The 12,761-nt window shown below is 69.6% G+C and carries 15 protein-coding genes; 4 read left to right on the forward strand and 11 right to left on the reverse strand.

All coding sequences use genetic code 11. The features are described 5' to 3' along the window. Window positions 1–5: 5 nt before the first annotated feature. Window positions 6–908: a helix-turn-helix transcriptional regulator gene (locus ACGFWE_RS18440; RefSeq protein ID WP_352389264.1), complete on the reverse strand. Its 903-nt coding sequence runs from the start codon at window positions 906–908 to the stop codon at window positions 6–8. A 190-nt stretch (window positions 909–1,098) separates the two neighbouring features. Here ACGFWE_RS18440 and ACGFWE_RS18445 point away from each other — a divergent pair, with 190 nt between their 5' ends. Next, entirely contained in the window at window positions 1,099–2,139 is a 1,041-nt protein-coding gene (locus tag ACGFWE_RS18445; RefSeq protein WP_393600475.1) for an NAD(P)-dependent alcohol dehydrogenase, read from the forward strand. A gap of 249 nt (window positions 2,140–2,388) precedes the next feature. Here the strand turns inward: ACGFWE_RS18445 and ACGFWE_RS18450 are convergent, their stop codons facing one another. From ACGFWE_RS18450 to ACGFWE_RS18460, 3 genes are all read right to left on the reverse strand, one after another. Further along, window positions 2,389–2,544: a hypothetical protein gene (locus ACGFWE_RS18450; protein ID WP_393600476.1), complete on the reverse strand. Its 156-nt coding sequence runs from the start codon at window positions 2,542–2,544 to the stop codon at window positions 2,389–2,391. A gap of 515 nt (window positions 2,545–3,059) precedes the next feature. Continuing rightward, entirely contained in the window at window positions 3,060–3,980 is a 921-nt protein-coding gene (locus ACGFWE_RS18455; protein WP_352389263.1) for a DUF5829 family protein, read from the reverse strand. A gap of 127 nt (window positions 3,981–4,107) precedes the next feature. After that, entirely contained in the window at window positions 4,108–5,223 is a 1,116-nt protein-coding gene (locus ACGFWE_RS18460; RefSeq protein ID WP_352389000.1) for an AI-2E family transporter, read from the reverse strand. A 172-nt stretch (window positions 5,224–5,395) separates the two neighbouring features. On the opposite strand from ACGFWE_RS18460, the gene msrA (ACGFWE_RS18465) reads away from it, so the two are divergent. Beyond that, a complete protein-coding gene (gene msrA, locus ACGFWE_RS18465) occupies window positions 5,396–5,908 on the forward strand; it encodes a peptide-methionine (S)-S-oxide reductase MsrA (protein WP_352388999.1) in 513 nt (170 codons plus the stop codon). Window positions 5,909–5,951: 43 nt separating this feature from the next. Here the strand turns inward: msrA (ACGFWE_RS18465) and ACGFWE_RS18470 are convergent, their stop codons facing one another. The 4 genes from ACGFWE_RS18470 to ACGFWE_RS18485 form a co-directional block, all read right to left on the reverse strand. Then, complete coding sequence (locus ACGFWE_RS18470; RefSeq protein ID WP_393600477.1) at window positions 5,952–6,956, reverse strand: MerR family transcriptional regulator; 1,005 nt, start codon at window positions 6,954–6,956, stop codon at window positions 5,952–5,954. A 6-nt stretch (window positions 6,957–6,962) separates the two neighbouring features. Next, a complete protein-coding gene (locus tag ACGFWE_RS18475; protein WP_393600804.1) occupies window positions 6,963–7,625 on the reverse strand; it encodes a HEAT repeat domain-containing protein in 663 nt (220 codons plus the stop codon). Window positions 7,626–7,721: 96 nt separating this feature from the next. Continuing rightward, window positions 7,722–8,162 (reverse strand): DUF4291 family protein, encoded by a 441-nt coding sequence (locus ACGFWE_RS18480; protein WP_393600806.1) that lies wholly within the window; start codon window positions 8,160–8,162, stop codon window positions 7,722–7,724. Continuing rightward, on the reverse strand, window positions 8,102–8,803 hold the full coding sequence (locus ACGFWE_RS18485; protein WP_393600478.1) for a hypothetical protein: 702 nt from the start codon (window positions 8,801–8,803) through the stop codon (window positions 8,102–8,104). Before ACGFWE_RS18485 ends, ACGFWE_RS18480 begins: the two co-directional genes overlap by 61 nt. Before the next feature lie 125 nt (window positions 8,804–8,928). Between ACGFWE_RS18485 and ACGFWE_RS18490 the strand changes: the two genes are divergently transcribed. Further along, window positions 8,929–9,522: a DUF4291 domain-containing protein gene (locus ACGFWE_RS18490; protein WP_393600479.1), complete on the forward strand. Its 594-nt coding sequence runs from the start codon at window positions 8,929–8,931 to the stop codon at window positions 9,520–9,522. Window positions 9,523–9,714: 192 nt separating this feature from the next. Here ACGFWE_RS18490 and ACGFWE_RS18495 read toward each other — a convergent pair whose 3' ends face one another. Next, window positions 9,715–9,825: a DUF4839 domain-containing protein gene (locus ACGFWE_RS18495; RefSeq protein WP_352388995.1), complete on the reverse strand. Its 111-nt coding sequence runs from the start codon at window positions 9,823–9,825 to the stop codon at window positions 9,715–9,717. Between the two features lie 332 nt (window positions 9,826–10,157). Here ACGFWE_RS18495 and ACGFWE_RS18500 point away from each other — a divergent pair, with 332 nt between their 5' ends. After that, window positions 10,158–10,505, forward strand: coding sequence for a hypothetical protein (locus ACGFWE_RS18500; RefSeq protein WP_352388994.1), 348 nt, complete (start codon window positions 10,158–10,160; stop codon window positions 10,503–10,505). A 138-nt stretch (window positions 10,506–10,643) separates the two neighbouring features. On the opposite strand, the gene msrA (ACGFWE_RS18505) is transcribed toward ACGFWE_RS18500, so the two are convergent. Next, window positions 10,644–11,348 carry a peptide-methionine (S)-S-oxide reductase MsrA gene (gene msrA / locus ACGFWE_RS18505; RefSeq protein ID WP_393600808.1) on the reverse strand — a complete coding sequence of 235 codons (705 nt, stop codon included), beginning with the start codon at window positions 11,346–11,348 and terminating at the stop codon, window positions 10,644–10,646. Window positions 11,349–11,493: 145 nt separating this feature from the next. Beyond that, window positions 11,494–12,612, reverse strand: coding sequence for a hypothetical protein (locus ACGFWE_RS18510; RefSeq protein ID WP_393600480.1), 1,119 nt, complete (start codon window positions 12,610–12,612; stop codon window positions 11,494–11,496). Window positions 12,613–12,761: the final 149 nt, after the last annotated feature.

The raw sequence follows: 12,761 nt of genomic DNA on the forward strand, positions 1-12,761 counted from the left end.
CCGGGTCAGGAGCGCGCGGACTCGCCCGCCCGTGTCGCGTCCGCGCCCCAGCTCGCCAGCAGCCGCAGCGCCTCCGCCGACGGGGAGCCCGGTTCCGCGTGGTAGGTGATCAGGGCCTGCTCGGTGCCGTCGGACAGCGGGAACGACTCGAAGTTCAGGGTCAGTTCGCCGACCAGCGGATGGCGAAGCTGCTTGACGCCGAAGTTCTTCTCCTTGACGTCGTGCGTGGCCCACAGACGCCTGAACTCCTCGCTCTTGACGGAGAGTTCACCCACGAGGGCGGACAGCCGCGGATCGTCCGGATGGCAGCCCGCGTCCATGCGCAGATAGCTGACCACGTCGGTCGCCTTCTGCTCCCACGGCACGAACAGCTCGCGGTACTCCGGCCGCAGGAACACCAGCCGGGCCCAGTTGCGCTCCTGCACCGGCAGCTCCGACCAGTCCCCGAAGACCGCCGCCGCCATCCGGTTCCAGGCCAGGATGTCCGAGCGCCGCCCCGAGACGTACGCGGGGACGTCCACCGAGTCCAGCAGCTGCCGGATCGACCCGCGCACCTGCTCGGTCCGCGCGGCCGGCTTCTTCTTGTGCTGCTTGGGCTTCGCCAGATGCGTGAGGTGCGCGTGCTCGGCGTCGGTCAGCCGCAGCGCGCGGGCGATGGAGCCGAGGACCTCCGTCGAGACATTGCGCCCGTTGCCCTGCTCCAGGCGGGTGTAGTACGCCACGGAGACGCCCGCCAGCTGGGCCAGCTCCTCGCGGCGCAGTCCCGGCACCCTGCGGTGCCGCCCGAAGTCCGGCAGCCCCACGTCCTCCGGCTTCAGCCGGGCCCGCCGGGTGCGCAGAAACTCGCTGAGCTCGGCACGCCGGTCCAGTGAGCCGCTTCCGGGCAGTTCCTCGGCCATGTCGGCCATGTCGTCCATGGCTTCAAGTATTCACGGTCGTACGCTCACCATCCTGTCCCCGCCAGTAGTAGGACCAGTGGACGTACGCAAAGCTGTGGCCTGGGTGGATCGTCATGCGTGGGGCACTCTGTACAGCGTGCCCGGACGGATGGACAGAAGGCAGCCGGGCACGAACCCCCTCGCTAGGAGAACCCCCGGCATGACCACTGTCGCCGCATACGCCGCCCCCGCCGCGAAGGCTCCCCTGGAGCGCACCACCATCGAGCGCCGGGCGGTCCGCGAACACGACGTCCTCATCGACATCAAGTTCGCCGGTATCTGCCACTCCGACATCCACCAGGCCCGTGAGGGCTGGGGCGAGGCCATCTTCCCGATGGTCCCGGGCCACGAGATCGCGGGCGTCGTCTCCGAGGTCGGCCCCGGCGTCACCAAGTACAAGGTCGGCGACCGTGTGGGTGTCGGCTGCATGGTCGACTCGTGCGGTGAGTGCGAGAACTGCAAGGCCGGCATCGAGCAGCACTGCACCCAGGGCAACGTCCCCACGTACAACGGCATCGGCAAGGACGGCGAGCCCACCTACGGCGGCTACTCCGAGAAGGTCGTCGTCGACGAGAACTACGTCGTCCGCATCCCCGAGGGCCTGGCCCTCGACGAGGCCGCGCCGCTGCTGTGCGCCGGCATCACCACCTACTCCCCGCTCAAGCAGTGGGGCGCGGGTCCCGGCAAGAAGGTCGCCGTGATCGGCCTGGGCGGCCTCGGCCACATGGGCGTCAAGATCGCGCACGCGCTGGGCGCCGAGGTGACCGTCCTCTCCCAGTCCCTGCGCAAGAAGGACGACGGCCTGAAGCTGGGCGCCGACCACTACTACGCGACCAGCGACGAGAACACGTTCAAGGAGCTGGCCGGCTCCTTCGACCTCATCCTCTCCACGGTCTCCGCGCCCCTCGACTTCGGTGCCTACCTGAGCCTGCTCAAGACGGGCGGCGCGCTGGTCAACGTCGGCGCCCCCGAGGAGCCGGTCGCCATCAACCTCTTCTCCCTCATCGGCGGCAACAAGATCCTCGCCGGTTCGGCGATCGGCGGCATCGCCGAGACCCAGGAGATGCTGGACTTCTGCGCGGAGCACACCCTCGGCGCCGAGATCGAGCTGATCGCCGCGTCGGAGATCAACGAGGCGTACGAGCGAGTCGTCAACAGCGACGTCCGCTACCGCTTCGTGATCGACACGTCGACGATCTGACCCGCACGGTGTGAACGACGTGAACGAAGGGCCCCGGTCTTGTGCCGGGGCCTTTCAGCGTGCGGCCGCCTGCTGGGACTCGTCGGCGTGCGGCCCTCCGCCGGGGCCGTCAGACGCCTTCCACCACCCGCCCCGGCGAGATCAACCACGACGACGCGGGCCGGGGCGTCTCCTGACGCGGCCGTACGGCAGCGGGGGCTGACGCTTCCGGGCCAGGGCCTCCACCGGCATGCTGCTGGTTACGCGGCTTCACAGTCCGGAGGCGTTCGGGGACACCCATGCGCCGAACCGCTCGCGCAGCCGGTCCCGTTCGCCGGCCGACGCGAGGACGACGTCCGCGCCACCGTCGTAGGGATGATGGATGTGCCGCATCCCGGTGTCCGCCACGAACACCCCGGCGAGCACGTCGTCGGCGTGCAGGAACGCGTCTCGGGGTCGGAGACGTCCTCGTCGGCCAAGGTCATCCACCGTGTCCCGTCCGGGTGCACCTCGGGCCGCCGCTCCGCGAGTTCGGGCCCGTCGGGCTCCCAGGACCACCCCACGGTCACGACGTACACCTCGCCTCCGGCGAAGAGCTCCTCCAGCACGGCGTGGTACCGGTGCAGGACGACGCCGTACTCCTCCTCCGTCGCGGGGTAGCGCTTGGACCCGGGAAGACTGTGGAAACGGACCCAGCGGTCGGGGTAGTGGCTCCGCAACTCATGAGCGACGGGCGGGCCTTGGGGCCACTGCCGTTGCCGGAGCGCGGAGAGGTACTCGGCGTCGACAGCGGAAGTCATCGGCTCTGCGTCACGGTGCACATCATCGAACCAGCCTGGCAGACATGCCGACTTGGAGTGATCCGGATGCCGCCCCCGGCTCGGCGCGGGGCGTGGGGCTGCGCCCCCTCGGGCGAGAGGGCGCACCCACTGTCCAAAGGCCTACCGAGTGCCGTTCGCCGCGAACGTCCACACCGCGCGGCTGCCGGGGCCGACCGTGAGGGTCGAGTGGCCGAGCTGCTCCACGTGGCGGTCCTTCACGGGCCGGTTGAGCGACATCTCGACCCGCTGGAAGCCCGCTTGTTCGCGCGGGACGGCGTCGAGCCGGATCGTGGTGCCGCCGCCCTGCGCGATGACGCCACCGCCCGTCACGGTCTTGACGGCGAACCCGCCCGCCCGCAGCAGCGGCACGGTGTCGGCGAGGTCGCCCTCGGTGACCGCGATGCGCACGGAGGTCACGTCACGCATCAGGTGGTTGCGGTAGTCGTCGGACAGGACGCGCTCTCGGCCGACGTCACCGGGGAAGCTCGCCGGCTCGGTGTTGCTGCGGGGATCGGCGAAGTACTCCGGCCGGTACTCCATCGCCCAGGCCCCGAAGGCGTCGTACTCGGTGGTGGTGAGGATGGCGTCGAACCACGGCACGGGCACACCGTCACCGAGGTCCCGGGTCTGGAGGAACTCGATGGGGTCGGCGACCCCCTCGCTCTTCAGTCGTTCGGTGACCGTCGCCAGGTCGCCGTCCCGTTCGGTCGACAGGCCCAGTCCGGCGGAGCCGAGGGTGCCGTCCTGGCCGGCGATGTCACCGACTCCGAACAGTTCGAGATAGGTCTCGCGGCCCATCAGGTAGCGGCCGGTCCAGGTCTGTCCGCCGGTCCCGGTCGTGGTGCGGACCTGGAAGTTGGCGAAGTCCCTGAGGTAGTCGGAGTGTTCGATGGCGTCGGCGGTCTCCCGGTCGAAAACCCCGTAGGAATGGTTGTAGAACAACAGCTGCCGGTCGGACGAGGACGGGCTGTCCTCGGCCTGTGCCGTCCCCACAGCACCCCCGATCGCTCCGGCGAGGGCCACAGCGAGCACGACGATCATCCGTAATATCCGCGGAATCATCATGCGGGCGATCGTAGGTCGGGAAGGCGGCGGGCGCGGTTCTTTTTCAACGGGGTCGAAATGCTTGACACCCGGGGTTCGGCGGGGCGGGGCACGGGACCCCTCGTCAGGACGGGGCGGCGATACCGGTCTCCGGCCCCTCGCCGCCCGGATCCTGTGACGGTTCCTGGAGCTGCTCGCGCACGTAGTCCCAGATCACCGCGATCAGCGCGGAGACCGGTACCGCGAGCAGACTCCCCACGATTCCGGCGAGGTTGCCGCCCAGGGTCACCATCAGCAGGACCACCGCCGCGTGCAGGCCGAGTCCCCGGCTCTGGATCATGGGCTGGAACACATTGCCCTCGAGCTGCTGCACCACCACGATGATGGCCAGCACGATCAGCGCGTCCGTCAGGCCGTTGGAGACCAGCGCGATGAGAACCGCGACGAAACCGGCGAAGAAGGCACCGATGATCGGCACGAACGCGGAGACGAAGGTCAGCACCGCCAGCGGGAGCACCAGCGGTACCCCCAGAATCCACAGACCCAGGCCGATCAGGACGGCGTCGATCAGGCCGACGGCCGCCTGGGAACGCACGAAGGAACCCAGCGTGTCCCAGCCGCGCGCGGCCACGGTCGGGACGTCGGTGGAGAGCCGGCCGGGCAGCTGACGGGCGAGCCACGGCAGGAACCGCGGGCCGTCCTTGAGGAAGAAGAACATCAAAAACAGTGCCAGTACGGCGGTGACCAGGCCGTTCACCACGGTGCTCACTCCCGTGACGACAGCGCCGACCATGCTGCCGAGACCGTCCTGCGCTCGGGAGACCGCGGAGTCGAAGGCCTTGTCGATCTGGGCGTCACCGATGTTCAACGGCGGCCCGGCGGCCCACTCGCGCACCTTCTGGACGCCGTCCACCACCCCGTCGGTCAACTGGCCGGACTGGGACGCCACCGGCACCGCGATCAGTGCCACGATCCCCGCGGCGACCAGCAGGAACAGCACGGTCACCGTCGACGCGGCGAGAGCGGGCTTCCACCCGCGGCGCAGCAGGAAGCGGGTCGGCGGCCAGGTCAGCGTGGTCAGCAGCAGACCGATCACGAGCGGCCACACCACCGACCACATCCGGCCCAGCACCCACAGGCTCACCGTGAGCATCAGCAATATGAGCAGCAGCTCCGCGGAGGCCCGCGCCGACGTGCGCAGCGCTGCGCGGGTTCTCGTAGAACTCAGGTTCGCAGTCACGGGGGCACCCTATGGGTACTCACGTCACACCGGCACCATGGCTGCGTCAGCGGTTGTCAGGCGGTCGGCCGTGGAATCGCCCGGCACCCTCGCGCGTTGTGGGGGAGTGGGCAGGGGATGCCGGCGGTCGGCCGGCCGAGCGGCCCGAGCGAGCAGATATGGGAGGACAGCGATGGCTGCGCAGACACACAGGGCCGTGCTGGCGGGCGGATGCTTCTGGGGCATGGAGGAGCTGATCCGCCGGCTGCCGGGCGTCACGGCGACCCGGGTGGGATACACCGGCGGTGATGTGCCGAACGCCACGTACCGCAACCACGGCACGCACGCGGAGGCCATCGAGATCCTCTTCGACCCCGAGCAGACCGACTACCGCACGCTCCTGGAGTTCTTCTTCCAGATCCACGACCCGAGCACCAAGAACCGCCAGGGCAACGACATCGGCCTCAGCTACCGCTCGGCGATCTACTACGTGGACGACGAGCAGAAGCGGATCGCCGAGGACACGATCGCGGACGTCGACGCCTCCGGTCTGTGGCCGGGCAAGGTCGTCACCGAGGTGGAGCCGGTGGGCCCCTTCTGGGAGGCCGAGCCCGAGCACCAGGACTACCTCCAGCGCTACCCGGACGGATACACCTGCCACTTCCCCCGGCCGGGATGGCGGCTGCCGGCCCGCGCGGAGGGCTGACCGCGAGGCGGCCCGCAGGCCGGCTCGGCCGCGGGGAGATCCGTCAGCGTGCCTCGCGCAGCCGAAGAAGATACGTCGCGGTCAGCGCGACGGCACGGTCCCCGTCGTACGACAGCTCCACGAGGGCGCGTACGGCCGTAGCGCCCGGGATGTCCGCCAGCGCCTGGGTCAGCCGGGCGCGGGCGGGCTCCTCGGTGGCCTCGTGGGAGAGGCGGTCGACGAGCCCGGTGGCGATCCGGTCCGCCGTCGCGGTGTCGCTCGCCAGCACGCTCAGCGCGTCGGCCGCGTCGGTGTCGTTCGGCCCCGCCACGATCATGTCGATGAGCGCGGGAACGGCATCGGCCACGCCACGTGTCCCCAGTGCCAGTGCCGCCTGGCCGCGGACCAGGGCATCGGGGTCCGCGAGAGCCGCACGCAGCCCGGCGGTGGACTCTTCGCCGGGGATCTCGGCGAGGGACCGGGCGGCACGTTCCCGTACCGCGGCCGACGGTGAGCCGAGGCCCTCCACCAGCAGTGCCGTGCCGCCGTCGCCGGATCGTGCCAGCGCCCACCGAAGGGCTCCGGCGACGTTCGGATCGCTCTCCTCGAGAACCGCCTCGACCAGGGCCTCCACCGGCACGCGGATCTCGTCGACCGAGGACAGGGCGGCACGCTGACGGTCGGCGGCGCTCTTGGACCCCAGCGCCCGAAGCATCACGACGACCTGGAGCACGTCCTCCCAGCCGGCGGGTTCCGCGGCATCGATCCGGCGCAGCCGCGTGAGCAACTCGGTCTCGGCGGCGATGCGTTCGCGCGTCTGACGGAGGAGGTCGTCGACGAGCGCCGAGGGCGTGAAGCCGGGGTCGTCGAGTGCGCGCCCGATCTCGCGCAGCGACAGTCCCAGCGACCTGAGGCTCTCGATGTGGAAGATCCGGCGGATGTCGTCGCCGGAGTACTCCCGGTAGCCGGAACCCGTACGACCCGAAGGGCGCAGCAGGCCGAGCGACTCGTAGTGCCTGAGCATGCGGGCACTGACCCCGGACCGTCGCGCCACCTCACCGATCAGCACGCCCTGTCATCCCTTCTCACCGTCCCCGCCGAGGGCCACCGCGCGCTTCGCCTCCTCGATCGCGGACTCGAACCCGGCATCAGGGTCGCGCAGCAGCCGTTCCGTGGCGAACGCGTGCGTGCGCACCCGCCGGTCGGAGGCCGTCGCCGCGGCACGCAGAACCGGCAGCGCGACCTCACCCAGCGCGACCAGCGCCCTGCTGAGACTCAGCTGCGTCTCCCGCTCGCCACGGCCCAACTGCGTCGCCAGTACGGCGGCCAAAGCGGACTCCTCGTCTTCCGGCACCAGCACGACCGCGGTCCGCCACGCGCTGCGCGCCACCTCGTCGTCACGGTCGGACAGGAGCGCCCTCGTGATCGCCGGCCATGCCCGCCGGTCCCCGATCTTCGACAGCGTGTGCAACGCCTGGCTCCGCGCCTGCGCCCGCTCCGAGCCGACTTCCCGCAGCAGCGCGGGGAGCGTCACGGACACCGGGTGGCGGGTGAGGGCCCAGGTGAGCATGTCCCGGACGAAGAACTCGGGCTCGACCGCACAGCGCTCGACGAGCATGTCGACGAACCGCGGATCCGGCGCCGTCCCGACCGCCAGCGCCGCCCGCAGCCGCACGGACGAACGACGGTCCTCCAGCCCCTGGAGCGCCCGCACCGCTTCCTGCCCCTGCTCCGTCATGGCCACCGAGACCACCTCCTCGACAAGCAGTGAAGGCCTTGTCACGGTGTCAAGGTCAATCGGCCCGGAGCCCGGAGCGTGAATCAAGGCGGGGCACTATTCGCGTAGGTGGGCCAGAAGTTCGTCCTCGACTCGACGCCGCGGGGTCACCTCGCGGATGGCGATCGTCCACTCGTCCGCATAGCGTCGTGAGGCCTCGCCGGAGAGGCCCAGTTGCAGGGAACGGTACGGCCGGGGCTGGAGCCGCAGATCTCGCTCCGGGTCCCACTGCACGCGAGCCGGCGCGCGCTTCACCTGACGCTGCCAGGTGGCCCGGTCGGGGTGTGTGCCGCGGGCGTAGCCCGACAGGCACGCGTTGGTCAGCGCCCACTCGAAGCCGGCACGGCTGATCTCGACCGCGAGAACGGTCTCCTGCCCCTCCTTGGTGCCCCAGCCGCAGCGGTACATCATCCACAGGAACGACGGTTTGATCCACGTCAAGGCGTGTTCACAGACCCTTTCGCGTGGCGGTGTCCAAGGCTCCGTACGCCTCCGCAGAGCCCCCAGTCATCCAGACCGGAGTAAATCAACATGGTGCGGCACGAGGGGGCAGAGAGGGACTCGGCCTCTCCCGCGTACAGGGCGACCAAGGAGTCGTTGCCCCTCCACCAGTTGTCCGTCATCCCCTTGACCTCCGCGACCGGCTCGAAGCCGTCCAGAGCGATCTCATCGACGCGATCGCCGGTGACTCTGGTGACCTGCTGCGCCCACATCGACGCATGGTGGGCGAGAGCGACGGACTCCACCCACCCCTCGACGGTTCGGTGCAGGGGCGTCCAGCGATAGCCGTACACCCCGAACTCCCCGCCCGGTCCGATCATGAACGAGTAGGGGGTTGCGGTCCTATCGGGCCCTGCCGGGTACAGCCATCCCTCGTTCGGCGAACCCTCCGGAAGATCGGAGTCCAGATACCTGGGTCCACCGTCATAGTGCGGAGCCGGAGGCAGCACGAGACCTCCCCAGCGCTCCTGATACTCCTTCACACGGTTGATCTCCACCGGCGGGACGCCGAGCGCAAGCCACTGCTCCGCAAGCCGGCCGACCGGCGGCACGTCGATCCTGAAGCTGTGCGCGGTGATGAACGACCGCGCCCGACGCGTCAGTCCATCGAGTACGGCTTTACTGAGATGACGCTCCATGTGCCGGACGCTACTTGGCCCATACGGGCAAGTGCCTGCCGTTTGCGGTCGACGTGCTCCGTCGGATCGGGCAACGGGTCGAAAATCGGTGGTCACCTGAGCTGACCGAGCCCACGCTGTACGCCATGGAAGAACCGCTCCGCAGGATTCGCGCGCTCCATACGGCGTCCACGATCACCGTCTACCAGGCGTACTCCCCTGAGATCGGGCTGCCCGCCATCCGAGACGGTCGTTTTCCGGCAGCGTGGAAGCCCGGCCGCATGACGTGGATCAAACCCAGTTTCATGTGGATGATGTACCGGTCAGGCTGGGGTACGAAGGAGGGGCAGGAGACCGTCCTCGCCGTCGAGATCACCCGCGCCGGCTTCGACTGGGCACTGCGCCATGCCTGCCTGTCGAGTTACGTCCGCGGACTGCATCCCGACCGCGGCGCCTGGCAGCGTGACCTGAAGCGCGCACCGGCCCGTGTCCAGTGGGATCCCGAACGCGATCTGCACCTGCGTCCGCTGCCGCACCGCTCGCTGCAACTGGGGCTCTCGGGTGAGGCATCGTCGCGCTACGCGGACGAGTGGATCGTGTCGATCAGCGACGTGACTCCGCTCGCCAACGAGATCCAGGCACTCGTCAGGAACGGTGAACTGGACTCAGCCGCCGGACTGCTCCCCCAGGAGCAGGGATACCCCGCCAGTGCAGAAGTCCTGGCCCACCTGTGTCCTTGACCTGCGATCAGGGCGCAACTGGGGCCATCATCCACGGGTCACACGGCGGCGCAGGCCTGTGAACGCTGCCTGATGACCCACGTCCAGCCGCGCTCACAGCCATCTGCCGGACTGCATCGAGCGGGGAGCGGTCAAGATCTGTGGATCAGCCGGTGCTGCTGCTGGAGGCCGACGAATTGGCTGCCCGTCGGACTACCTGACTTCCGTCGAGACCGGGTCGAGGACGAAGACGCATTGGTCGGCGTTGAATTCGCCTACCTCGGCGACGAATCGGAACTTGTCGCCTGCGTCGACGATGCTCATGAACGCAGGTGAACCTCACGGCTTCCTCAGGAAATGCGAGGAAGCCGGTAGCCCATCCCCAGCACTGGCATGATCGCATCAGTTGCCGACTTGGCCCGAAGAACTGCAAGGGCAGCAATCCCACTCACCCTTTACGCGCCGCCTCTGGAAGGACTGATATGCCTCGCCGCACCCGTGCAGCAGGACTGAGCCTCCTGTGCGCTGCGGTGGCCTTCCCCGTCGCCGCGTGCACAACAGACCATCCGGACACCAGGCAGGCTCCGCAGCCTCGGCAATCCCCCTCGCCCAGCCCGGCAACGGCAACCGCCGCGCCGAACACTGCACGACCCTCCGTGCTGAAGCCGCCGGAGCTGGACGCCGACGAGACTCTCGCCGGCCGACAGGAAATGACCAGCGGGAACGCCAGCATCGCCTACAGCAAGGGCAGGAAAGGCGACGCCCTCATTGTGGCAGTGAGCTGCCAGGGCGAAGGGAAGATCAAGGTCGTCGTGCGGTCCGTACACGTCTCCTTCTCACAGCCATGCGTCGCCGACAAGAACAGCACCAACCACAACCAGGTTGACCTGACGGGGGCAGATCGAAACGGCGTCGCCTCGGTCGAAGCACCTTCAGCCGTTCGTTGGTCCATGACCATCGGCCATGGCGCACCAGTACAGGAAGAGTCACCCGAGGAGAGCTAGGAGGTTGCCAATGCGGCTTGACGACCACGTCAAGCCGCGCTGACGGACCATCTGACGATGGGTCGTATCCCTGGCCGGCCCGCAGGTAACCGCGATGGGCCATGCCGAACCTCGTAGCCTCCGCCTGGAGGGTCTCGCCTACTCCCCAACAGGAGCAATGCCTGTTGGGCAAGCCGCGACCTGGTTCGTCCCGGACGGGTCACTTAGCTTGACCCCCGTCCCGCCGATCCCGCAGTAACCCCCCGGATTCCTGTCCAGGTACTGCTGGTGGTAGCCCTCCGCCGGATAGAAGGGTCGGCCCGCCGCGGGGAGGATCTCCGTGCTGATCGTGCGGTGGTGGCCCGAGGCCGTGAGGGCCTTCTGGTAGGCGGCGCGGGAGGCCTCGGCCACCGCTGCCTGCTCGCGGGTGTGGGTGTGGATCGCCGAGCGGTACTGGGTGCCGACGTCGTTGCCCTGGCGGAAGCCCTGGGTGGGGTCGTGGGACTCCCAGAAGGTCTTGAGGAGGCGCTCGTACGAGATGAGGGCGGGGTCGAAGACCACGCGGACCGCCTCGGTGTGGCCCGTGAGGCCCGAGCAGACCTCCTCGTACATGGGGTTCTCGGTGTGGCCGCCCTGGTAGCCGACCAGCGTCGTCCACACTCCCACCGGGAGCTTCCAGAACGTGCGCTCGGCGCCCCAGAAGCAGCCCAGGCCGAAGTCGGCGATCCCGTAGCCCTCGGGGTAGGGGCCGAGCAGCGGGGTGCCGAGGACGGTGTGCCGGTCGGGGACCGTGTACGCCGGCTCGGAGCGGCCCTGCAGCGCCTGCTCGCGGGTGGGCAGGACGGGCGTACGGCCGAACAGCATGGCGTGGGCTCCTTCGTTCGTGCGCGTCACACAGGGGTGTCCGCACCGTGAACGTTTCCGTGCCGGGCCGCATTCCGACAAGCCCGCCGTCGGCCCGAAGGCGTCGCGCCCGCCGGATCACCCCGGTACCGTCACGACGGCGCGGTCACTGCGTCAGCGTCGCCGGGCTCCCGCCGTTCGCCTCGTACCCCGCCACCGCCAGCGCCCGGTATATCGCGAACTCCGCGGCCGGGTCGGCGGACAGGGTCCAGGGCAGGGCGCCGACGTGGCCGTCGATGTGGACCAGCTGGTTCATGGCCTCCGCCCAGCGTTCGCCGCGCACCAGGAAGAAGACCAGCAGGTGGCGGACATGGGCCAGCATCGGGTCGTCGGCGCGGGCGGAGTGGACGGCGTGCAGCGCGCCGTGGATCGCCTTGGTCACGACCTCGCTCTGGTAGAAACCGCTGACCAGATTGACCTCGGGCAGATGCTCGAAGACCGCGAACAACGGCATCGCGGCGAGCAGCGAGCCGTGCGGGGCGCGGGCGGCCGCCGCCTCCGCGAAGCTGTACGCCAGCTCCCGCGAGCCGTGCCACTTCTCGCACCAGTAGTGCAGCGCGGCCAGATGCGCCCCCATGTGGGCCGGCGCGCGGTCCAGGATCTTCAGCCACAGCTGCTCGAACTCGGCCCGGGAATAGGCCAGTCCGCGCGCGACGGAGAGCTCGACGAGGTACGGGACCGGATCTCCCGGAGCCAGCAGTGCCGCCTCGCCGCAGGCCGCCTTCGCCTCCTCCATGATGATCCGGAAGTCGTCCGTGCCCGGCGTCGACGTCCGCCACGCCTGCTGGACCAGGAACTCCGCGTGCACGGCCGCGCCGCCCGCGTCCTTGGGCTGCTCGGCCCGCCACACCCGCAGCCACTGCCCGCCCGGTGCCTCGCTGACCCCGCCCGGCCGCTGCCGCAGCTCCAGCGAGGCGGCCCCGGCGAAGGCCTGCACACGCTGCCAGCGCAGCTCGCCCTCCCGCTCGGTGCCCGCCAGGAGCTGTGCGGCGGCCTTGTAGTCCTGCGTGCGCTGCACCAGGTCCAGGACGTCCAGCAGATCCTGGTCGGGGCCGGGCATGCGGATGTCCAGCTCCTCCTGCCGTACGAAGCCGTAGTCCTCCGGGTCCGCGGCGTCCGGGTGGCCGGCCGGGACCTGCTCGATCCCGCCCCGCCCACGCCGCAGGAACGGAAGCAGCACGAAGCCCAGCAGGACCGCCGCCATCAGGACCCAGAGAATCTCCATGCCCCAAGAGTTCCAGACGCCGCCGACAATTGCCCAACCCGGTCGGCGCCCTGTGGAAAACGCCACGGACCGGCCGGGACGTCCTGGGGAAAACTCTCCGCGAGCAGGCCGTACGCCTGGGGAAAACCCTGCCGTACGGCCGTGCCGAG

The sequence above is a fragment of the Streptomyces sp. NPDC048523 genome (assembly GCF_043199815.1).
In the GTDB taxonomy this organism is placed as follows: domain Bacteria; phylum Actinomycetota; class Actinomycetes; order Streptomycetales; family Streptomycetaceae; genus Streptomyces.